Origin of the sequence: Brevundimonas sp. UBA7664, assembly GCF_002483305.1 — a bacterium.
In the GTDB taxonomy this organism is placed as follows: Bacteria; Pseudomonadota; Alphaproteobacteria; order Caulobacterales; family Caulobacteraceae; genus Brevundimonas.
On the sequence record NZ_DLHQ01000016.1, the window covers coordinates 1 to 21,143 of the forward strand.

General features: G+C 69.5%; 24 protein-coding genes. 11 read left to right on the forward strand and 13 right to left on the reverse strand.

From position 1 onward, the window contains the following. Nucleotides 1–321: hypothetical protein (locus B2742_RS02590; protein ID WP_292062616.1), on the forward strand; the 321-nt coding region annotated here is incomplete at its 5' end. Continuing rightward, entirely contained in the window at nt 318–836 is a 519-nt protein-coding gene (locus B2742_RS02595; protein ID WP_292062618.1) for a periplasmic heavy metal sensor, read from the forward strand. The genes B2742_RS02590 and B2742_RS02595, both read left to right, overlap by 4 nt. Nucleotides 837–841: 5 nt before the next feature. On the opposite strand, the gene B2742_RS02600 is transcribed toward B2742_RS02595, so the two are convergent. The 3 genes from B2742_RS02600 to B2742_RS02610 all read right to left on the reverse strand — a co-directional run bounded on the left by B2742_RS02600 (nt 842) and on the right by B2742_RS02610 (nt 3,902). Continuing rightward, on the reverse strand, nt 842–2,716 hold the full coding sequence (locus B2742_RS02600) for a PAS domain-containing sensor histidine kinase (RefSeq protein ID WP_292062620.1): 1,875 nt from the start codon (nt 2,714–2,716) through the stop codon (nt 842–844). Between the two features lie 106 nt (nt 2,717–2,822). Beyond that, a complete protein-coding gene (locus B2742_RS02605; protein WP_292062622.1) occupies nt 2,823–3,398 on the reverse strand; it encodes a hypothetical protein in 576 nt (191 codons plus the stop codon). A gap of 93 nt (nt 3,399–3,491) precedes the next feature. Further along, nucleotides 3,492–3,902 (reverse strand): CBS domain-containing protein, encoded by a 411-nt coding sequence (locus tag B2742_RS02610; protein ID WP_292062624.1) that lies wholly within the window; start codon nt 3,900–3,902, stop codon nt 3,492–3,494. 166 nt (nt 3,903–4,068) lie between these two features. Between B2742_RS02610 and B2742_RS02615 the strand changes: the two genes are divergently transcribed. Both B2742_RS02615 and B2742_RS02620 read left to right on the forward strand, forming a co-directional pair. Continuing rightward, the gene (locus B2742_RS02615) at nt 4,069–4,470 is read left to right on the forward strand and encodes a hypothetical protein (protein ID WP_292062627.1); all 402 of its coding nucleotides are present in this window, start codon (nt 4,069–4,071) and stop codon (nt 4,468–4,470) included. Nucleotides 4,471–4,569: 99 nt separating this feature from the next. After that, nucleotides 4,570–6,078 (forward strand): aldehyde dehydrogenase family protein, encoded by a 1,509-nt coding sequence (locus B2742_RS02620; RefSeq protein ID WP_292062629.1) that lies wholly within the window; start codon nt 4,570–4,572, stop codon nt 6,076–6,078. A gap of 185 nt (nt 6,079–6,263) precedes the next feature. On the opposite strand, the gene B2742_RS02625 is transcribed toward B2742_RS02620, so the two are convergent. Together B2742_RS02625 and B2742_RS02630 are read right to left on the reverse strand one after the other, a co-directional pair. Next, nucleotides 6,264–7,454, reverse strand: a complete 1,191-nt coding sequence (locus B2742_RS02625) for a winged helix-turn-helix domain-containing protein (protein WP_292062631.1) — start codon at nt 7,452–7,454, stop codon at nt 6,264–6,266. Between the two features lie 183 nt (nt 7,455–7,637). Next, nucleotides 7,638–9,485: a vWA domain-containing protein gene (locus tag B2742_RS02630; protein WP_292062633.1), complete on the reverse strand. Its 1,848-nt coding sequence runs from the start codon at nt 9,483–9,485 to the stop codon at nt 7,638–7,640. 160 nt (nt 9,486–9,645) lie between these two features. Between B2742_RS02630 and B2742_RS02635 the strand changes: the two genes are divergently transcribed. The 3 genes from B2742_RS02635 (at nt 9,646) to B2742_RS02645 (ending at nt 12,988) form a co-directional block, all read left to right on the forward strand. Further along, entirely contained in the window at nt 9,646–11,502 is a 1,857-nt protein-coding gene (locus tag B2742_RS02635; protein ID WP_292062634.1) for a monovalent cation:proton antiporter-2 (CPA2) family protein, read from the forward strand. 41 nt (nt 11,503–11,543) lie between these two features. Then, complete coding sequence (gene dusA / locus B2742_RS02640; protein ID WP_292062636.1) at nt 11,544–12,557, forward strand: tRNA dihydrouridine(20/20a) synthase DusA; 1,014 nt, start codon at nt 11,544–11,546, stop codon at nt 12,555–12,557. 119 nt (nt 12,558–12,676) lie between these two features. Further along, nucleotides 12,677–12,988, forward strand: coding sequence for a hypothetical protein (locus tag B2742_RS02645; RefSeq protein ID WP_292062638.1), 312 nt, complete (start codon nt 12,677–12,679; stop codon nt 12,986–12,988). Here B2742_RS02645 and B2742_RS02650 read toward each other — a convergent pair. The 6 genes from B2742_RS02650 to B2742_RS02675 all read right to left on the reverse strand — a co-directional run bounded on the left by B2742_RS02650 (nt 12,985) and on the right by B2742_RS02675 (nt 16,389). Next, complete coding sequence (locus B2742_RS02650) at nt 12,985–13,611, reverse strand: DUF4126 domain-containing protein (RefSeq protein WP_292062639.1); 627 nt, start codon at nt 13,609–13,611, stop codon at nt 12,985–12,987. The two genes, B2742_RS02645 and B2742_RS02650, sit on opposite strands and share 4 nt — an antisense overlap. A gap of 75 nt (nt 13,612–13,686) precedes the next feature. Continuing rightward, a complete protein-coding gene (locus B2742_RS02655) occupies nt 13,687–13,974 on the reverse strand; it encodes a GNAT family N-acetyltransferase (RefSeq protein WP_292062640.1) in 288 nt (95 codons plus the stop codon). A gap of 113 nt (nt 13,975–14,087) precedes the next feature. Continuing rightward, on the reverse strand, nt 14,088–14,507 hold the full coding sequence (locus B2742_RS02660) for a hypothetical protein (protein WP_292062642.1): 420 nt from the start codon (nt 14,505–14,507) through the stop codon (nt 14,088–14,090). 12 nt (nt 14,508–14,519) lie between these two features. Continuing rightward, nucleotides 14,520–15,110, reverse strand: a complete 591-nt coding sequence (locus B2742_RS02665) for a hypothetical protein (protein ID WP_292062643.1) — start codon at nt 15,108–15,110, stop codon at nt 14,520–14,522. A 109-nt stretch (nt 15,111–15,219) separates the two neighbouring features. Beyond that, entirely contained in the window at nt 15,220–15,612 is a 393-nt protein-coding gene (gene folB / locus B2742_RS02670) for a dihydroneopterin aldolase (RefSeq protein ID WP_292062645.1), read from the reverse strand. A gap of 3 nt (nt 15,613–15,615) precedes the next feature. Continuing rightward, a complete protein-coding gene (locus B2742_RS02675) occupies nt 15,616–16,389 on the reverse strand; it encodes an SDR family oxidoreductase (protein ID WP_292062647.1) in 774 nt (257 codons plus the stop codon). Between the two features lie 131 nt (nt 16,390–16,520). Here B2742_RS02675 and B2742_RS02680 point away from each other — a divergent pair, with 131 nt between their 5' ends. From B2742_RS02680 to B2742_RS02695, 4 genes are read left to right on the forward strand one after another with little or no spacing between them, the layout of a single operon-like run. Beyond that, nucleotides 16,521–17,015, forward strand: a complete 495-nt coding sequence (locus tag B2742_RS02680) for an NUDIX domain-containing protein (protein ID WP_292062648.1) — start codon at nt 16,521–16,523, stop codon at nt 17,013–17,015. A gap of 9 nt (nt 17,016–17,024) precedes the next feature. Continuing rightward, a complete protein-coding gene (locus B2742_RS02685; RefSeq protein WP_292062650.1) occupies nt 17,025–17,471 on the forward strand; it encodes a DMT family transporter in 447 nt (148 codons plus the stop codon). 16 nt (nt 17,472–17,487) lie between these two features. Beyond that, nucleotides 17,488–19,380 (forward strand): excinuclease ABC subunit UvrC, encoded by a 1,893-nt coding sequence (uvrC, locus tag B2742_RS02690; protein ID WP_292062654.1) that lies wholly within the window; start codon nt 17,488–17,490, stop codon nt 19,378–19,380. A 26-nt stretch (nt 19,381–19,406) separates the two neighbouring features. Next, nucleotides 19,407–19,715 (forward strand): YdeI/OmpD-associated family protein, encoded by a 309-nt coding sequence (locus B2742_RS02695; RefSeq protein WP_292062657.1) that lies wholly within the window; start codon nt 19,407–19,409, stop codon nt 19,713–19,715. 52 nt (nt 19,716–19,767) lie between these two features. Here B2742_RS02695 and B2742_RS02700 read toward each other — a convergent pair whose 3' ends face one another. Both B2742_RS02700 and B2742_RS02705 read right to left on the reverse strand, forming a co-directional pair. Continuing rightward, complete coding sequence (locus B2742_RS02700) at nt 19,768–20,406, reverse strand: class I SAM-dependent methyltransferase (RefSeq protein ID WP_292062659.1); 639 nt, start codon at nt 20,404–20,406, stop codon at nt 19,768–19,770. Nucleotides 20,407–20,633: 227 nt separating this feature from the next. Continuing rightward, nucleotides 20,634–21,068, reverse strand: coding sequence for a DUF6326 family protein (locus tag B2742_RS02705; RefSeq protein ID WP_292062661.1), 435 nt, complete (start codon nt 21,066–21,068; stop codon nt 20,634–20,636). Nucleotides 21,069–21,143 lie beyond the last annotated feature (75 nt).

A 21,143-nucleotide genomic window follows, 5' to 3' on the forward strand; every position in this document is an offset into this window, starting at 1 on the left:
CGCCGCGTCGGCCCGGCCCTGGCCGAGGCCGACGCGGCGGACGCCCTGCTGCACGCCTCCCGCGCCGTCCATCCGTCCATGGCCCTGCGGGACCGGGTCATCGCCTCGGCCGCCGGGGCCGGGTTGAAGGCCCGGCGCGAAGGCCGCCGGTGGCTCGACCGGCTGACGATCACCCTGGGCGCGGGCTGGGCCGCCGCGGCCTGCGCCGGCGTCGTGGCCGGGGTCATGATGACCTCGCACCTGACCGCCGACGCCCAGGCCGAGGCCGTCCTCTACCAGGCCTCCCTGCTCGGCGTCGACGACATGGAGGTGCTCGGATGAGCCCGAAGACGCTGAAGATCGCCCTCGCCGTCTCGGTGGCGCTGAATCTGTTTGCGGCCGCCGCCGTGACCACCCTGTTCGTCACCCGCGCCCAGGTCGAGCACCGGGTCGAGGCCCAGCACCGTCCGGCCCGGTCCGGTTCGCCGATGCGGCTGATCGAGCAGCTCGATCCCGCCGTCCGCGAGCGGGTGCGCGGCGCCTTGCGGGCCTCGGCCCTGGCGGCCCATCCGGATTTCGAGGAAGCGCGGCTGAAACGGCGTCAGGCCGTGGAGATGGCCCGCGCCGGAACCTTCGACGCGGACCGGACCCGCGCCTTGCTCGAACAGTCCCGCACCGCCGAATTGCGCGGCCGGGCGCGGCTCGAAGCCGACGCGGTCGCCCTGCTGGCGACGCTGGAGCCGGAAGACCGGCAGGGGATGTCCGACATCCTGACCCGCCGCGGCCGCAGCGGCGGCCGGGGCGGCGGCTCCCGCAATCCGCATGCGGACTCCGGCAAGGCGACGCCCCCGGCCTGACGTCCTCAGGCGGCGCGGGCCTGCGCCGGCGCCTGCGTCTGGGCGGGCTGGCCCGGTCGCCGGATCGGCAGGTCGAAACTCACCGTCGTGCCGCGTCCGGGCTCGCTCTCGATGCTCAGCGCCCCGCCGTGCAATTCGATCAGCGACTTGGTCAGGGCCAGCCCCAGGCCCGTTCCCTGCGTCGTCTTGGAATGCTGGCCCTCGACCTGTTCGAACGGTCGCGCCAGCCGGGTCAGGTCCTCCGCGGCGATGCCGATCCCCGTATCGGTCACCGCCACCCGCAGCCGATCGTCGTCCTCGCGCGACAGGGCCACGACGATGTGGCCGCCCTCGGGGGTGAATTTCACGGCGTTGGAGATCAGGTTCAGCACCACCTGTTTCAGCCCGCGATAGTCGGCGTCGATCTCCGGCAGCTCCGGCGCATCGACCAGCAGGTTCAGCCCGGCCTCCTGGATCTTGCCGCGCATCAGGCGGGCGGCGTCGTCCACCACCTCCTTCACCGACACGGTCTCATAATGCAGCGTCAGCTTGCCGGCCTCGATCTTGGCCATGTCGAGCACGTCGTTGATCAGCGACAGCAGGTGCTGGCCCGACTTCAGGATGTCGGCCGCATAGCCCTTGTATTTCGGATCGCCCAGCGGCCCGAACATCTCTCCCGCCATGATTTCCGAAAAGCCGTTGATGGCGTTCAGCGGCGTGCGCAGCTCGTGGCTCATATTGGCCAGGAATTCGGACTTGGCCTGGTTGGCCGCCTCCGCCCGGGTCATCGCCACCTCGTATTTGCGCGCCAGCTGCGACAGCTTCTCCTCGCGGTCCTCCAGCTCGGTGATGGTGACGTGCAGCCGTTCGGTGGCGCGCTGACGTTCCGCCTCCTTCTGCTTGATGGCGGTGATGTCGGCCGCGGTGACCACCGAGCCGCCGTCCGAGGTGAATCGCTCGATCAGCTGCAGCCAGCGTCCGTCGTGCAGTTCGACCTCACGCGCCCCGGCGCGGCCTCCGGCCGCCGGCTGGTCCGACTTGATGGCGAGGGCGGCGATCTGGTTCAGATCCTGTTTGAACGCCCCCTTGCGCAGCACCCCGGGCTCGAAGGCGAAGGCGTCCTGAAACGCCTGGTTCGAAAGGATTAGCCGGCCCGCCTTGTCGAACAGGACAAAGGCGTCGGACACGCTCTCGATGCCGTCGCGCAGCCGGCTCTCGGCGGCCTGGGCCTGGGCCTTGGCGCGCCGGGCCTCGGTGGTGTCCAGGGCCACGCCCAGAACGCTGGTGAAGCCGTGGTCGCCGCGGTCGCCGCGCGCCTGGCCGCGGGCGTCGATCCAGCGCGCCCGTCCCTGGGCGTCCGGGACCGGAAAGCTGACGTCGAAGGTCCCGAACGTCTGGGCTTGGCGCAGCGCGTGCAGGACGGTTTCGTGATAGCGCGGATGAATGCGAGCCAGCAGTTCGTCGGACGGGATCGGGCCGCTCCGGTCCAGCCCCATCAGTTCGGCCATATAGTCGGAGATGCTGATCAGGTCGGTTTCGGTGTCCCACTCCCAGACCCCGCAGCGCGCGGCCTCGACCGCGCCGCGGAAGCGCCGTTCTGACGCCGCCCACTCACGACTGATGCCCTGCTGACGCCGCTGCATGTGCAGGACCAGCGCGAGCGTGAACAGACCGATGGCGATCGGCGGTCCCAGGACCCAGAGTTCGCTCCAGCCGATCCCCGTGAGCAAGCCCGCCGCCGTCGCCTCCTGACGGTCGATCGTGCGCGCGATCAGCAGGACATGGGCGGTGATCGCCAGCGCGAGCGCCAGGGTGGCGATGCGGATCCAGGGGGGCGGACCCCTGTGCCGATCGGCTGCACGCCGACCCTCGCTGGTTATGCGGCGCTCTTCACCCCGCAAGGCGCTCTCCCAAGGATTCGACGGCGATAACGGAATCTAGGCTGCGTCGCGGATTCCTGTCGAGGCTTGGTTGGAAACCATCAACCTTTTGTCACGGCCACTGTGCTCAGGCCGCCTGTGATTCCCGCGTCGGCGCCGCCACGCCGTCGGACGGCGGGGCCAGGACGTCGGTGACCGCCTTCAGCGCGGCCCGGGCCTCGCGGGCCAGCGACTGCATTTCCGGCGGCGCGTCGTCGGGCGCCTCCTCGACCGCGGCGGCCAGCCGCTCCGCCAGCGCCATCAGCCGCGGCGCGGCGGCGATCAGCCGGGCCTGGAATTCGATCTGGTCGGGGTCGCGGTCGTATTCGGCGCCGGGCACGCGCCAGCCGCCCCAGTCGGCCTTGTCGGTCACCACCACGGGATAGGTGCCGGGGAAGGGATGGTGCGGACAGTCATCCGCCGTCTGCCACTTGTTCCGGGCCCGCATCAGCCGCCAGGTCTCGCCCGCGTTCGCCGTCGGGTCATCGGTCGGCAGCAGCAGCTCATGGCCGAGAAATTCGCGGCCCAGTCCGACGTCATAGGTGACGCGCACGGGCTCCTCGAATCCCTTGGCCCAGACCGGCTGGACCTTCTCGATCTGGGCCCATGCGCCGACGCATTCGACCCAGACCTTCTGACCCTTCTGGAATTGCGCGCGCGCCATCGGCGTCTCCCGTATTCGACGGCAACCCTCTCACGGCGGGGTGAACGCCCGGTTTGGCGAAAGGGTGAAGCGGGCCTTAACGCCCGGCCGGGATCAGGTGCGCGAGATCTCTTCCAGCGCCTCGCCGGCGTATTTTTCCTTCACCCGCGTGGACAGGTCGCCCAGCGACACGACCCCGACCAGCCGGTCGTCCTTGTCCAGCACCGGCAGGCGACGGATCTGTTTGGTCCCCATGGCGTCCAGCACGGTCTTCAGGTCGTCATCGGCCCGGGCGGTGTGCGGATCGCGCGAGATATACTCCACCACCGGCGAGGTGCAGGCGGCGCCGCCGGCCACGGCGCGCACGGCGATGTCGCGATCGGTGATCGTGCCGATCAGGGTGTCGCCGTCGGCCACCGGCATGAAGCCGAAATCGCCGGCCGCCATGCGCGCGGCGACTTCCTGGAGGCTGTCGCCGGGCCGGGCGACCTGGACGTCCTTGCTCATTACGTCGCGAACTTTCATCGGGAGTCTCCTTGGGTGGGGCTGTCGTCAAAACCCCCGTCGCCCCCGCCGGTTCCGGTTCAGGAAGCTGACTGCCAGACAACGGGGCTCTCAGGGTCGTGTCAGGGCCCGTGTGGTCATCTGCGCTCACGGTCCGCTCGGGGCCGGAACGATGAGGACTACGACAATGAAACCCGCCATGATCCGGAAGGCCCTGCTTTCCACGCTGGCGGCGACGGCGGTCATGACGGCCACGCCGGCGCTGGCCCAGAACGCAGGCCTTTCCATCAGCTTCGGCTCGCCGGGCTACAGCCAGGGCTACGGCTACGGCTACGGCCACGACCGCGGCTACGGCAACGATCTGCGCGCCAAGGCCCAGAGGCTGGAACAGCGGATCGATCGACTGGAATACAACGGCCGCATCAGCCGGCGCGAGGCCCGCAGCCTGGCCTGGCAAATGGACGAGTACCGCCGTCTGGAATGGCGCTATGCCCGTGATGGTCTGAACCGGCGCGAGTACGCGGACCTGAGCTACCGCCTGGACCGGATCCAGGCCATGATCCGCCAGGACCGCCGCGACCGCTGGTAGGTCCGGCGTGACGGAACAGAGGGCCGCCCCGGCGACGGGGCGGCCCTTTCGCTTTGGCTGCGGTCCCGCTAAGCCGCGCGGGCCAGCCGGAGCCCGTCCATGACCGCCCTCGACACCGCCGCCGCAGAATCCCGTGACATCCTGACCCGCCTCGGCGTGCCCGCCTCCGTCTGGAGTTCCGACGGGTTCGAAGCGCGCTCGCCGATCGACGGCTCGGTCGCCGGACGGGTCGCCGAAACGCCCGACCTCGACGCCGTCGCTGATCGCGCGGTCGCCGCCTTCCACCCGTGGAAACGCCTCCCCGCCCCGCGTCGCGGCGAACTGGTCCGCCTGCTCGGCGAGGAGCTGCGCGCTTCCAGGGACGACCTCGCCCGCCTGGTCACCCTCGAAGCCGGCAAGATCGTCTCCGAAGGCCTCGGCGAGGTGCAGGAGATGATCGACATCTGCGACTTCGCCGTCGGCCTGTCGCGCCAGATCTACGGCCTGACCATCGCCAGCGAACGGCCCGGCCACCACATGCGCGAGACGTACCAGCCGCTGGGGCCGGTGCTGGTCATTTCGGCCTTCAACTTCCCGGTGGCTGTCTGGGCCTGGAACGCCTGCCTCGCTCTCGTCTGCGGCGACCCGGTGATCTGGAAGCCGTCGGAAAAGACGCCGCTGACGGCGCTCGCCACCCACGCCATCCTCGACCGTGCCCTCGCCCGGTTCGGCGACGCCCCCGCGGGCCTGTCCCAGCTGGTCATCGGCGGGCGCGAGGCCGGCGAGGCCCTCGCCGCCGACCCCCGCATCCCGCTGGTCTCCGCAACCGGCTCGACCCGCATGGGCCGGGCCGTGGCCCAGACCGTCGCCGCCCGCCTCGGCCGCAGCCTGCTGGAGCTCGGCGGCAACAACGCCATGGTCGTCACGCCGAGCGCCGACCTCGACATGGCCGTCCGCGCCATCGCCTTCTCGGCCGTCGGCACCGCCGGCCAGCGCTGCACCACCCTGCGCCGCCTGCTGGTCCACGAGAGCATCGCCGACGGCCTCATTGCGCGTCTCAAGGCCGCGTATGAGACCCTGCCGGTCGGCGACCCGCGCGGAGACGGCATCCTGATCGGCCCGCTGATCGACGAGGCTTCGGCGCACGGCTTCGACACGGCGCTGGCGCAGGCCGTTGAACAGGGCGGCCGGATCGTTGTCGGCGGCGACCGGGTCGACCGTGACGGCGTCTACGTCCGCCCCGCCATCGTCCGCATGCCCTCCCAGACAGCAGTGGTCGAGCACGAGACCTTCGCTCCCATCCTCTATGTCCTGACCTGGTCCGACTTCGACGAAGCAGTCGCGATGCAGAACGCCGTGCCCCAGGGCCTGAGCTCCTGCGTCTTCACCGACAGCGTCCGCGAGGCCGAGGCCTTCCTGTCGGCCTGGGGCTCCGACTGCGGCATCGCCAACGTCAACATCGGCCCCTCGGGCGCCGAGATCGGCGGGGCCTTCGGCGGCGAAAAGGACACCGGCGGCGGGCGCGAGAGCGGCTCCGATGCCTGGAAGGCCTATATGCGCCGCCAGACCCAGACGGTGAATTTCAGCCGCGAACTGCCGTTGGCCCAGGGGGTGAAGTTCGACGTGTGACCCCTCTCCCATCGGGAGAGGGCTTGAGCGCACGGCGGCGGAGCCGTCGTCCTTGCGCGAAAGGGTGAGGGTCGTCTGTCTCCGTCGGCGTAGCCGTGTCGCTGTCCGGAGCGGCGGCTCACGCCGACTGAACCATCCGACCCACATCCGGCGCTACGCGCCACCTTCTCCCAATGGGAGAAGGGTCAGATCACGTCGGCCAACGCCTCCGCCAGATCGCCCTTCCCGACCACCTCGACATCCCCCAGCCCCAGCCACCCGGCCATCCGCCGCAGCTCCGCCGCCAGGCGCGCCGGCGTCTCCGGCGTCGCATCCGGCTCGCGCCAGGCCGCCTGCACGAGCAGCCGCCCGGCCTTGCGGTCCGACTTCAGATCGACCCGCGCCGTGATCGCCTCGTCCTCGAGGAACGGCAGCACATAGTAGCCGTGGGCCCGCTTGTGGGCGGGCGTGTAGATCTCCAGCCGCACCTTGACCCCGAACAACCGCTCGGTCCGGTCGCGGGTCCAGATCAGGTTGTCGAACGGCGACAGCAACGCCGCGCCCGCGACCTTGCGCGGCGACTTCGCCCCGGCCGCCAGATACGCCGCATGCCGCCAGCCCTTCACCGCGACGGGCGTCAGCTCCCCCGCCTCGACCAGTTCCGCGATCCGGTCGCGCGCATCGGCCAGCGGCAGGCGGAAATAGTCCCGCAGGTCCGCCGCCGTCGCCACGCCCATGGCCCGCGCCGATATGCGCACCAGCTCCCGCTGCGCATCCGCCTCGGTCGGCGTCGGCAGGTCGACGATGCGGGCGGGCAGGGCGCGTTCGGTCAGGTCATAGACCCGCTCGAAACCGTTCCGCGTCTTTGTCGTGATCAGCCCGGCCCAGAACAGCCACTCCAGCGCCCGCTTGCCGTCCGACCACGACCACCAGCCCGGCGCCCCGCGCGGGCCTGACGCGAAATCGCCGCCCGTGACCGGCCCGCGCCGTTCGATCTCGGCCAGGACCCCCTCGATATAGTCGGCCTTCTCGCGCCCGAACCGCGACAGGCCGGTCCACATGGCGCCGTCCTTCGCCCGATCCATCCGCCAGCGCAGCAGCGGCTGCAGCTCCAGCGGCAGCATCGACGCCTCATGCCCCCAGTATTCGAACAGTCCCCGCCGCGCCCCCCAGGCCTCGGCCTCCAGCGCCTCGCGCGGATAGTCCCCCAGCCGCGAAAAGCCCGGCAGATAATGGGTGCGGGTGACGACGTTGACGCTGTCGATCTGGATCACGCCCAGCTTCCGGGCGACGTCGCGGACGTGGCTCCGGCCCGGCGCGGCGGGCTGCGCGCGCCCGAACCCCTGGGCGGCCAGGGCGATGCGGCGGGCGGTCCTGGCGGAGAGGGTGTCGGTCACGAGGCGACCATGCCCCGTTCCCTCTCCCATTGGGAGAGGGCTTGAGCGGACGGCGGCGAAGCCGTCGTCCTTGCGCGAAAGGGTGTGGGTCGACCGCCCCGGGGCGGCTTCGCCGCTTCAACCAGCCGACCCACATCCGGCCCTTCGGGCCACCTTCTCCCAATGGGAGAAGGGATCAGGCCCCTACGGCGCCGTCCTTGCCGGCAGTCCTTGCGCCGCCCGGATCATCTGCACGAACTCCGCCCGCTCCCCGTACGGATCATCCCCCCGCGCGCCCTGCGCCTGTTCCAGCACCGCGTCCCAGTCGAAGCCGTCGCCCAGCCAGGGGTCGCCGCGCAGCCGCTGGCCGAAGGCGGCCACGGCGATGGCCCAGCGCGTGCTCTCCGGCGGCTGCGCCCTCGCGGCGCTCAGGTTGGGCGCGTTCGCCAGCACCCGCTGCATCAGCTGTGAGTCGCGCTCGCCCGGCAGCTTGAACCGGACCTGCACGAAGCCGACCTCGCCGTCCGGATCGCCGCCGCCGACGCCGAGGCTGTTGCGGTTCTCGGGGTAGCGCCGCTCGCCCATCTGGCTGGGTCCGCCCACGGGGGTGATCTCGTACAGGGCTGTCACCGAGGCGCCCGAACCGACCTCGCCGGCGTCGACGCGGTCGTTGTTGAACTCGGCCTCGTTCAACAGCCGGGTCTCATAGCCGATCAGCCGGTACTCGCTGACCCGCGCCGGGTTGAACTCGACCTGGATCTTGACGTCGTCGGCGATGGGGAAGGCGCCCCGGTCGAAGGCCGGCCCGAACAGCCGCCGCGCCTCGTTCAGGTCGTCGACATAGGCCGCCGTGCCGTTGCCGGCCTGGGCGATCGTCTGCATCCGCGCGTCCTGGTAGTTGCCGCGCCCGAAGCCATAGACCGACAGATAGATGCCGGTTTCGCGCTTGGCCTCGACATAGTCTTCCAGCCGCATGTTGTCGGTGACGCCGACGTTGAAGTCGCCGTCGGTGAACATCAGGATGCGGTTGACCCGGTCGCGTGCGAAGTTCGCCTGGGCCTGGTCATAGGCGTTGGTCATGCCGGTCGCGCCGGCCGTGCCGCCCGAGGCGTAGAGGCTGGCCACGGCGCAGCGCAGCTTCAGCTTCTGGTCGCCCGGCGTCGGGGCCAGACGGGTGCCCGCCCCCTCGGCGTAGAAGGTCACCGCCGCCGTGTCCTGCGGCCGCAGCCGGTCGATGATCAGGTTCATCGCCTTCTGCGCCAGGACCAGCTTGTCGGGACTGCCCATCGAACCCGAGACGTCGACCAGGAAGGTCAGGTTCAGCGGCCGCCGCTCGCTCTCGGGCAGCTCATAGCCCTGCAGGGCGACGTGGACGATCTGGCGCCCCGGCCCCCACGGCGAGGCCGTGACCGCCGTGGTGATGGCGAACGGCTGCGTCGCCGAGGTCGGCCGCTCATAGCCGTAATCAAAGTAGTTGATCAGCTCCTCGACCCGCACCGCGTCGGCCGGCGGGGCGCGGCCTTCGTCGATGAAACGCCGGACGTTGGAATAGCTGGCCGTGTCGACGTCGATCGAGAAGGTCGAGACCGGTTCATCGGCGACGCGACGCACCGGGTTGGGCGTGGCGTCGGGATAGCGTTCGGTGTCGGCCGGCCGTGGCGGGGTGATGACGCCCGGCGGCGGCGGGGTTGGCGCACGCGACCCGGAAACCCCGACTTCGTTCATCGTGATGTAGCCGGCGGGCGGAGGCGGAGGAGCAGAAGGCGGCGGCGGCGGAGGAGGAGGTGGTGGCGGTGGTGGCGGGGCCATAGGCGGCGGCGCCATCGCCAGGGCCCGGCCCGTCGCGACGCTGCCCACAGTGTCGGCGTTGCGCTCTTCCGGCAGCGTAAAGCCGAACACCCGGCAGGCGGCGGCCGAGACTACCCCGTCCGAAGGCTTGTCGGGATCGATCGCCCGGCCCTCCTGGGCCATCACCGGCAGGGGCGCCATCGGCGCAGCCAAGGCCAGGCTGACCAGCCCGACGAGGGTTTGTTTCAACGGACGCTTCGACATCGCGCATCTCCCCTTGGTTGTGTGATCACCATGAGGCATCCCCGCCTCGGGCGAAACTGTGGCGCGCGGTTCTGACGAAGCCTGACGGTGGATACGGCTCGCGGGGTGGCGCATCGCCGCATCTCCCCCCACTATCCTGCGACGCCGCAGGGGACGCGAGATGCACGAGACGACCAGTATGGGCCTGGGCCACGCGGTGGCGCTGCTGGCGGCCATGGTCGTCGCCGCCACCCTGTTCCGCCGCTTCGGACTCGGCGCCGTGCTCGGCTATCTGGCCGCCGGCCTGCTGATCGGACCGTCCGCGCTGGGCGTGGTGCGCGACCCCCAGTCCGTGCTGCACGTCGCCGAGTTCGGCGTCGTCATGTTCCTGTTCATCATCGGCCTGGAGATGCGACCCGCCCGCCTCTGGAGCCTGCGCAAGGAGATCTTCGGCCTCGGCGCCGTGCAGGTGCTGGCCTGCGCCCTGTTGCTGACCGGCCTCGCCCTGCTCGCCGGTCTCGCCTGGTACGCCGCCCTGATCGCCGGTTTCGGCTTCGCCCTGTCGTCCACGGCCATCGTCATGCAGCTGCTGCAGGAGCGCAACGAGAACGCCGAGCCGGGCGGCCAGCGGGTGGTCTCCATCCTGCTGTTCGAGGACCTCGCCATCGTGCCGCTGCTGGCGCTGGTGGCGGTGCTGGCCGGCGCCTACGGGTCGTCGGTCGAGACCGGCTATCCGATCTGGATGACCATCGGTCTGGCCATCGCGGCCGTGGCCCTGGTCTATGTCGCCGGTCGCTGGATCGTGAACCCCTTCTTCCGCCTGCTGGCCCGCTACGGGGGCCGCGAGGTGATGACCATGGGCGCCCTGCTGGTCGTCCTGGGTGCGGCCTGGGCCATGAACCTCGGCGGGCTGTCGATGGCCATGGGCGCCTTCCTCGCCGGCGTCCTGCTGTCGGAATCGACCTTCCGCCACCAGCTCGAGGCCGACGTCGAACCCTTCCGCGGTCTGCTGCTGGGCCTGTTCTTCCTCAGTGTCGGCATGTCGCTCGACCTGCGCGTGGTCATCGCCGACTGGGCCTGGGTGCTGGGCGGGCTGGCCGCCTTCATGTCGGCCAAGATGATCGCCGTCTACGCCGTCGCCCGTATCCGCCAGAAGCACGGCGAGGGCCTGCTGCGCGCGGCCCTGATGGGCGAGGGCGGCGAGTTCGCCTTCGTCCTCTATTCCACCGCCTTCGCCGCCGGCCTGTTCGACGCCCGCACCGCCGCCATCCTCTCGGCCGTCGTCATCCTGTCCATGGCCCTGACCCCGCTCAGGGTCATGCTGGCCGACCGGCTGCGTCCGAACGAGGCCCTCTCGCCGGACGATGCCGAAGGCGTGGACCGCGCCGACAACCTGCGCGAACGGGTGCTGATCATCGGCTTTGGCCGCTTCGCCCAGGTCGTGTCCCAGCCGCTGCTGGCCCGCGATGTCGACGTCTCCATCATCGACATGGATGTCGAGATGATCCAGGCCGCCGGCAATTTCGGGTTCAAGGTCTTCTATGGCGACGGCTCGCGGCTCGACGTCCTGCGCGCCTCCGGAGCGGAGAAGGCCGAGACCGTCCTGGTCTGCGTCGACAAGCCCGAGGTCGCCGACCGCATCGTCGAACTGGTCAAGGCGGAGTTTCCCCTGACCAAGCTGTTCGTCCGCGCCTTCGACCGCGGTCATTCCATTCGTCTGGTCGAGGCCGGGGTGGAATACCAGCTGCGCGAGACCTTCGAGAGCGCCCTGGTCTTCGGCCACCAGGTGCTGATCGACCTCGGCTTCTCCGATGAGGAGGCGCGCGAGACCATCGAGGACGTCCGCCGTCGCGACGAGGAGCGCTTCACCCTGCAGCTCTCCGGCGGGCTCCAGGCCGGGCGCTCCCTGATGCGCGGCAACATCGCCACGCCCCAGCCCGCCCCCTATGTCAAACCCCGCCGCGAGGGCCGGGCCCTCAACGAGGAGGCCGCCGAGGTGCTGGAGGACGAGGACGAGCGCGAAAAGGCCGGGGCCTGACAGTCGCCTCCGCCCCCGCTTTGGTGTAGAGCCCGCGCCCGATGAACCGCCGCCTCTCGATCGCGCCCATGATGGACTGGACCGACCGGCACTGCCGGGCGTTCCACCGCGCCCTGACGACCGAGGCCCTGCTCTACACCGAGATGGTCACCGCCCCGGCGGTGCTGCACGGCGACCAGCAGCGGCTGCTGGGCTTCGACGCCGTCGAACATCCGGTCGCCCTGCAACTGGGCGGCTCGGACCCGGCCCAGCTGGCCGAGGCCGCGCGGATCGGCGCGGCCTTCGGCTATGACGAGATCAATCTGAACGTCGGCTGCCCCTCTGACCGGGTCCAGTCGGGCCGCTTCGGCGCCTGTCTGATGCGCGAGCCGCAGCTGGTCGCCGACTGCATGGCCGCGATCAAGGACGCAGTCTCCGTCCCCGCCACCGTCAAATGCCGCATCGGCGTCGACGACCAGGACCCGCAGGTCTCGCTGTTCGCCACCGTCGACGCCTGCGCCGCCGTCGGCATCGAGATCTTCGTCGTCCACGCCCGCATGGCCTGGCTGAAGGGGCTGTCGCCCAAGGAAAACCGGGACGTGCCGCCGCTCGACTATGCGCTGGTCCGTCGGCTCAAGCGCGAGCGGCCCCATCTGTCGATCTCGATCAACGGCGGCATCGCCTCGCTGGACGAGGCCGAGGCGCACCTCGATGACAGCGATGGCGTCCAGCTGGACGGCGTCATGCTGGGCCGCGCCGCCTATCATGAGCCGGCCATCCTCGGTCAGGCCGACCGCCGCCTCTATGGGGCCGCGACGCCGGACGTCGACGCCTTCGCCGCCATCGACCGCTACCGCCCCTATCTGGCGGCGCGGCTGGAGGAGGGCGTGCTTCTGCCGGCCATGACGCGGCACATGCTGGGCCTGATGCACGGCCGCCCGGGCGCGCGCGCCTTCCGCCGCATCCTCACGGTCGAGTCCATCGCGGCCGGGGCGGGGCTTGAGGTCGTCGACCGCGCCGTGGACGCCGTGCGCGAGGCCGAGGCGCGGCTGGAGCTCCGGGGCGAGGCGGCCTGAACCCCCGGCGCCGGGCCTGTGATTCAGCGGACACACACCTCCGACAACCCACAGCCGGCTCGCCCGGCAGGGGAACGCCACGGCGCCGCTTCGCATTGGGTGGGCCAGGAGACCCCGCCATGCGCAAGACCCGACCCGCCAAGCCCGATCTCCACCTCGTCTCCGCCGAGGCCGAGATCTACGACCTGATGCGCCCGCCCGTGACCACGGCGGACCGGGTCAAACGGTTGCAGATGGAAGCGCGCGCCCTCGCCGTCGAACAGGTCGAGGCGCTGGAAAAGCTGCTGCTTGAGGCCGCCGCCATGGCGCAGGAAATCGCCGACGGGGGCGACGCCTATCCGGTCGGGGCCCGCGAACTGGCCGGACGTCTGGCGTCCGATCTTCCCGCCAAGGCGCAGACCCTCAAGGCCGTGGTCAGCCGGACGCTCTAGACCGTCCGCGGCTCGTTCCGGTCGCGGATGCGCCGCGCCAGCCGGAACACCACGATCGCGAGCAGGATCATGACGATCGGGATCAGGATCGGCGCCAGGAAGGCGACGATCACGGTCAGGAAGGCCAGCACGTCCTCGACCAGCGAGACCAGCGGATTGCCCAGCCCGCCAGTGGTCGCCGTCGATCCGACCCTGACCCCCGTCTGCGCCGCATTGAAGGCTAGCGCCGCCGGCGCGCCGACGATCAGGCCGGCGAGGGCCGCCGTCGACGGGTCGACGTTCCAGAACACGCTGCCCGCCGCCACCGCCCCCGCGATCGGCCGGGTCACATAGCCGATGGCGTTCAGCCCGTGATCGATGGCCGGCACCTTGTCGCCCGCGAACTCCGCCACCGTCGCCGTCGCCAGCGCCGCGATGGCCGGCCAGGACACCAGCCAGTCCATCTGGTCGATCAGGCGCACGCCGAACATCTCGAACTTCGCCGACAGCGCCAGCATCAGCAGGGGCAGGAAGGTGCGCAGGCCCGTGGCGGAGGCCAGCCCCAGCCCCAGCAGCGCCGGCAGCACCCAGGTCTGCATCGGCCCCGCGGCGGCGCTGAGGGAGGACAGGTCGAGGTCGGGCATGGGGTGGCTCCGGGTCGTCGAACACTACAATGCGCGCGAGGGCCTCTCCGCTCCATCGGGAATTGCGCGGGCGGCTCAGCTCCTGAGGTCGTCGAACTCGGGATGCCGTTTCAGCCAGGCGACGGCATAGCTGCACCGCGGCGCCAGTTTCAGCCCCTCGGCCCGCGCGTGTTCGGCCAGGGCCTGCATGAACCGTCCCGCCGCGCCTGTGCCGCGCAGCGCCGGATCGGCCTCGACATGCAGGATCGCGCGCGTCGATCCCTGCACCGCATAGTCGGCGAAGACGGTGCGGATCTGGCCCTCCGGATCGGCGAACCCCTGTTCGAACCGTTGATCGGCGCGGACGTCGCGGAAATCGGTCATGAGCGGCCTCGACTGTGTCTGGGAGCGGACATCCAGCCAACACGGACACGGCAGGGGCGTTCCCCGAAAACCCGTGAACCTCGGCTTCCGTCAGAAACCGTCGCGCCGGCGCCTCAGGGGGCGCGGTCGCCGAGCAGGTTGATCAGGCCGATGATGCTCTTGATCGTGAACCAGACCGTGAGGAACAGCAGCGCCAGCAGCAGGATGATCCCGAGCGGCACGAGGAAGACGCCCGCCGCCGGCACGGTGAAGACTCCGATCACACAGACGGCGACGCCGATCCACAGCAGGATGGTCCACCAGAACACCGACCAGAACAGGCCGATCTGGGCGTCGATATGGGCCCGCGTCAGGCCGTCCGAGCCGCCGCGCCCGGCATAGGCGACGATCAGGCCGACGATGACCAGCAGGTTCGCGCTGGGCAGGGACAGGATGTACAGGCCCCAGGCGATCAGCGCTGCCGGCTTGCTCTCGGACTCATGGCCGGTCGCGAACCGCGGCTCCTCGCCCTTGGCCGGGGTCTGTTCAGTCATGGCGTCACTCCGTCAGATCCACCAGCCGCGCGGATCGGCGATCGCCCGGCCGGACTTCAGGGCCCAGACGCCCGAAGCGCCGCGGACCACCAACCAGATGGCGAGGGCGAACAGGATCGGCACGCCGAGCGCAAAGGGCGCGGCCAGCAGGATCACCCCGGCCACCGCCGCCACCGCCGCGGCCCACAGGGTGCGCTGCTGATAGACGAAATGCGACGACGACAGCTCATCGTCGGGACCCGCCCGTCCGGTGACGGCGAACAGACCGATCGCCGCCGACACGCCCATGGTCGGCACGGCGAACAGGATCAGGGCATAGACGGCGTACAGCCCCATGCCGCCGCCCGGCAGGGGTGCGGATTCCTGACGCCGGCGGCCGCGCGTCGAAAACGCCCGCGAGGGCTGGAAAATGGATTCGGCCGCGGTCGGGACGGGTTCCGACTCAGGCTCGGGCAGCGGCGGTTCGTCCTCGATCGTATCGAACAGTTCCGGTTCCGGTTCCGGCTCGGGCTCAGGCTCCGGCACGCGGGCGCGGCCCTGCAGCGACGCCGGCGAGGCGAAGCCGATCAGGTCGTCGTCGTGGTCGTCCCCAAGGTCGTCCAATGGGTCTTTCCTGGGGGGGAGATCGCCGGGTTCGGCCATCGGATATCCTTCAGTCCGGTCCAAGTAATGACCGCGCCTTGCCGTCGGCGCAACCGCGCAGGGGCGCCGGTCAGCGCGCCAGCACCACCTCGCAGCCCGCGGCGGCGGCCCCGTCCAGCGCGCCGGGCTTTTCGATCCGCACCGTGCAGCGCCGCACCCGTCCGTCATCCAGGCAGGCCGAGGCCAGCCGTTCGGCGAAGGTCTCGACCAGTCCGACATGGCCCTCGGCCACGATAGCGTGCGCCGCCTGGGCGACGGTCTCGTAGTTGATGGTGTCGGCCAGCCGCTCGACCGCCGCGGGCGTCAGCTCCAGCGTCACATCGATGACCAGCGGCTGCAGCCGCCCCAGTTCATGGTCGTGCACGCCGATGCCCGCCTCGACCCGCAGGCCGCGCACGAACACGGTCAGGCCCTCGCGTCGGGGCGCCTCGGCGGCGGGAAAGGGCAGGGGAGAGACGGTCAAGGGTTACTCCAGGATGTCCGGGGTCTGCCAGGCCAGGTGCTGGCCCCCGTCGACGGCGATCATCTGGCCGGTCACCTGCCCGGCGTCCACCAGCCATCGCACGGCGTCGGCGACGGCCTCTGGACTGCCCGCGCGTTGCAGCGGCGTGGCGCGGGCCTCGGCCTCGAACTCCCCCGCCGCCTGATGCACCGACGGCAGGGTCGGTCCCGGCCCGACGCCATTGACGCGGATGCGCGGCGCCAGCGCCTGGGCCATGGTCCGGGTCGCGACCCACAGGGCCGATTTGGACAGGCCGTAGGAGAAGAAGCGCGGATCGGGCTTCAGCACCCGCTGGTCGAGAATATTGACGATAGCCGAGCCGTCGGGCGCCTGGGCCGCGAACACCTGGGCCAGCAACACGGGCGCCCGCAGATTGACGTCCATATGCGCCGACCAGCTCTCGCCGGTGAGGCTCTCCAGCCGGTCGTCGGCGAACACCGAGGCGTTGTTGACCAGCACCGTCAGCGGGCCGAGCGCCTCGGCTGCACGACCGATCAGGGCGTGGGTGGCGACCACGTCGGCGAGATCGGCCGACAGGCAGACAGCGCGCCGGCCCATGGCCTTGATCTCGTCCGCGACGCGCGCGGCATCGTCCGCCGAATCGCGATGATGGATGGCCACGTCGAAGCCGGCGGCGGCCAGTTCAAGGCAGATCGCCCGGCCGATGCGCTTCGCCCCGCCGGTGACGAGGGCGGCGCCGCGCCCCCCTTCACGCCCAGGGGCGGAGACGTCAGTCAACCCGGCCGAACTCGACGAAATTGATCAGGGCGAGAACGGCGACGAAGCCGAGGATGATGTAGAGGGCCAGCATGGAAACGCTCCTTTAGCGCGCCCGCAATAAAGGCCTGCGCGCGGGTGTTCAAGAACGCATGACGGCCTATCGTCATCCCATGACGACGTGGCGCACCCTGATCGAGCCCTTCACCCGCCCCCTGTTCTTCGCATGGTCGCGGATCAGCCGCGGCATGACCCTCGGCGTGCGCGGCGTGGCGATCGACGCCGACGGCCGGGTCCTGCTGGTCAAACACACCTATCTGCACGGCTGGTGGCTGCCCGGCGGCGGGGTCGAGCGCGGCCAGTCCTGCGAGGACGCCCTGATCCGGGAGATGCGCGAGGAGGCTGGAGTCATCATTGAGGACCGTCCGGCCCTGGTCAGCATCCACGCCAACGAGCGCTTCTTCCGCGGCGACCATGTGCTGGTCTATCGCATCGACCGCTTCGCCCTGACTGACCGCACCAGCCACGGCGAGATCGCGGACATCGGCTGGTTCGACGTCGGCGCCCTGCCGGAAGATACACATCGGGCGACGCGGGACCGGCTGACGGAAATCTTCTGCGGTGCGGACCCCGCGACAAGCTGGTAGCCAGAGTCCATGAACCCCTCGCTCCTCGCCATGATCGCCGTCGTCTTCGGCGGCGCCGCCACCGCCCTGCAGGCGCCGACCAATGCGAAGATGATGACCGCCGTCGGCTCGCCGGTGAACGCCGCCTTCGTCTCCTTCGCCGTCGGCACGGCGGCGCTCGGCATTCTCGCCGTCATCCTCCAGACCCGGCCCGACATGGCCGCCTCGCGGGCCCTGCCCTGGTACGCCTGGGTCGGCGGCTTGTACGGCGCCATCTTCGTGGTCGCCGCGGCCTGGGGCGTGCCGCGGCTCGGCGTCGCGACGACCATCATCCTCATGGTGGCCGGCCAGTTGCTGCTCAGCATCGCCCTCGATCATTTCGGAGCCATGGGCATGCCGAAACAGCCGATCAGCTGGGGCCGGGTCGCCGGCGTGCTGATGGTGCTGGGCGGCGTCCTTATGGTCCGCCGCTTCTAGGCCTATATCGGTCCCGATGACCGAGGCCCCGATTCCCGAGACCGCGAACGATCCCGGCGCCCTCAAGGCCGCCGACCTGATCCGCGACGAGGCCCGCCGCGCGCCCGACAAGCCGGGCGTCTACCGCATGTATGGCGAGGACGGGACCTGCCTCTATGTCGGCAAGGCGAAGTCGATCAAGAAGCGCATCCTTCAGTATGCGCAGGGCCGGTTCCACACCCAGCGCATCGGGCTGATGGTCTCCCTGACCCGCTCGATGGAGCTGGTCATCACCGCCTCCGAGACCGAGGCCCTGCTGCTCGAATCCAGCTTCATCAAACAGCTGAAGCCCCGCTTCAACGTGGTGCTGCGCGACGACAAGTCGTTCGCCGAACTGATGATCCGCAAGGACCACCGCGCGCCGCAGGTCCGCAAGCACCGCGGGGCCCACACCACGCCCGGCGACTATTTCGGCCCCTTCGCCTCGACCTGGGCGGTGAACCGGACGCTGAACACCCTGCAGAAGGCGTTCCTGCTGCGGTCGTGTTCCGACAGCGTCTACGAGACCCGCACCCGGCCCTGCATGCTGCACCAGATCAAGCGCTGCTCGGCCCCCTGCACCGGCCTGATCTCGCTCGAGGACTACGCCGGCCTGGTCGACGAGGCCTCGGCCTTTCTGAAGGGCAAGTCGCGCGCCGTCATCGCCCGCCTGTCCGACGAGATGAGCGCCGCCGCCGAGGCCATGGACTATGAACAGGCCGCCCGCGTCCGTGACCGCATCCGCGCCCTGTCGGCCATCTCGATGGAGAATTCCGTCAGCGCCGACGGCGTCGCCGAGGCCGACGTCTTCGCCCTGTTCTCCGAAGGCGGCCAGGCCTGCGTCCAGGTCTTCTTCTATCGCGGCGGCCAGAACTGGGGCGGCCGGGCCTATTTCCCGCGCGTCGACAAGACCGATACCGACCCTGAAATCCTCGCCGCCTTCCTCGGCCAGTTCTACGAGGACCGGCCGGTGCCGCGCCTCATCCTGTCCAACGAGCGCCCGCACGAGCTGGAACTTCTGGAAGAGGCCTTCTCCCTGAAGGCGGAACGAAAGGTCGAGATCGCCCGCCCGATGCGCGGCGACAAGCTCAGCCTCGTCGATCACGCCCTGACCAACGCCCGCGAGGCGCTGGGCCGCAAGATGGCCGAGGGCTCGGCCCAGGGCAAAATCCTCGACGAGGTCTGCGAGGCCTTCGGTCTGGACAGCCGGCCCGAGCGGATCGAGATCTACGACAACGCCCACATCCAGGGCACCAACGCCGTCGGCGGCATGGTCGTGGCCGGGCCCGAGGGCTTCCAGAAGTCGCAGTACCGCAAGTTCAACATCAAGGGCGAGGACCTGACCCCCGGCGACGACTACGGCATGATGCGCGAGGTCATGCGCCGCCGCTTCGGCCGTCTGGTGAAGGACGAGGATGCGGGCGAGGAGGTGGTCCGCCCCGACCTGCTGCTGATCGACGGCGGCGCCGGCCAGCTGGCCGAGGTGCTGGCCGTGCTGGCCGACCTGGGCCTGGACGAGATCCTCGCCGTCGGCGTGGCCAAGGGCCCGGACCGCGACGCCGGCAAGGAGCATTTCTTCATGCCGGGCAAGCCGCCCTTCATGCTGCCGATGAAATCGCCGGCGCTCTATTACATCCAGCGTCTGCGCGACGAGGCCCACCGTTTCGCCAACGGGGCCCACCGCACCCGCCGTTCGATGGACATCAAGAAGAACCCGCTCGACGAGATCGAGGGCGTCGGCCCGGGCCGCAAGAAGGCCCTGCTGCACGCCTTCGGCTCCGCCAAGGGCGTCGGCCGCGCCTCGGTGGTCGATCTGGTCAAGGTCGACGGGATCAACCAGCCGCTGGCGGAGCGGATTTACGGCTTCTTCCACCCGGAGGGGCGGGGTTAGGGTAGGGCCTCCGGGAAGGAGGCGGCATGACCGACTTTGCACAGGGCGTCGTCCACCTCGCCGGCGCCGACCTTCAATCCGCCATTCAGTCCGACCCGGACGCCCTTGCCCTGTGGCAGGGCCTGACGCCGCTCGGGCGCAACGAGTTCATCTGCTGGGTCGAGGACGCCAAACAACCCGCGACCCGACAGCGCCGCATCCAGCGGACGATCGAGGAAATGCAGGAAGGCAAGAAGCGCCCCTGCTGCTGGTCCGGCTGTATCCACCGCACCGACAAGGCGCCCGGCCGCTGGCAACAGGCGGTGCTGATCGACGGGAAGCGGCCAAGGTCCTAGACGGCCGGCCGGGCCCACGAACCCTGCGCCTGCGGGACTTCGCCGGCTCAGGTCACCGCTTGCGGGCCACGATGAAGGGACGGCGGTCGTTGCCCCTGGTCGCGTGGTTCTCGGTGGCGAGGATGTCGAAGCCGGCGTCGCTCACCCTCCGGCAAAACTCGGCCTGCCGGAAGACGCTGACATGCGGAGCCTTGCCGACCGCGCGCATCACCGGCAGCAGGGCGCGGCTGATCAGCGGGTTCATGTCTCCCAGACAGGGCGTCTTGGATATGAACAGGCCGCCCGGGGCCAGCAGGATATGGATGCGCCGCAGCGTGCCCGGAAGGTGGCGGACCATGTGGAGATAGTTGAAACCCAACACGGCATTGTACCGCCCGACATCGAACGTCCGGGCTTCGGCGGTTGCGATCTGGAAGGTTAGCGCGGACATGTCATGGGCGGCATGCTTCTCCCTGGCGATCGCGATCATGCCGGCGGAAAGGTCCGTCGCCAGATAGCTCCGCACATCGCCGGCCAGTCGCAGCGCCGTGCTTCCGGTCCCGCAGCCCAGTTCCAGCACCCGGTCGTCCGGTTTCAGCAGGGCGCGGGTCCGCTCCAGGGTGCGCTCATAGCCGCCCGGGTCGGCAATGGCGTCCTTGGCGTATTTCCGGGAAACCCTGTCCCAGAACCGGGCGTCGCTGGCGGTACTCATGGTGATGCGCTCCTGTGCAACGCCCACTACCATATGCGCCGATCGGGTAAATTGCCGAAATCCGTGGCCATGATATACGGAAATAAATGAAGCGACACCGCTGGGCCCGGGCCATCACAATCCGACGGTCTGCGCGCCTGCAAGGCCGCAACCAAGGCGCTCGGGACAGCTGAAAGGCAGGGGCCGGGCGGCAAGCCGACGCGTGAGAACCCGCACCGGCCGTTTTCTCAATTCACAACGAGACGAGGCCATTTCCATGCATAGCGGATAATCAGTAAAAGAATGGCGACTTCTACAAGAGCGCCGAACACCATATGTATCCACGCCTCACCGGCCAAGTTAAACAGCGTGTATGGGATATAAATTATCGCCACAACTATGTTTATCCAGCGATTCAGATTGGCTGACATAGCGACGGAAAGGAAAATCATCAAAGCCGGAATCGTCACCGAGACGAGGCTCGCCAAGAGAAATGCCTGACTGACGTCAAAAACAAATACCTTGCCTGCCAGCATATCTTCCAATGAGTTTGGCATATAGAGGTGCAAATAATCTACATAAATGTAGAGAAACATAAAGCTCGACCAAAGCGCCGCAAGTTTCAGATTCACGCTGACCGGAAATTCCTTCAGTGCATTCTGTTTTGCTTGTTTATTGATCATGTCTTACGCGCTTTCTATTCATAAATATTGCCATGCGTGTTCGGCGCGTTCTGAACAACGTGCGGATAGTTGAAT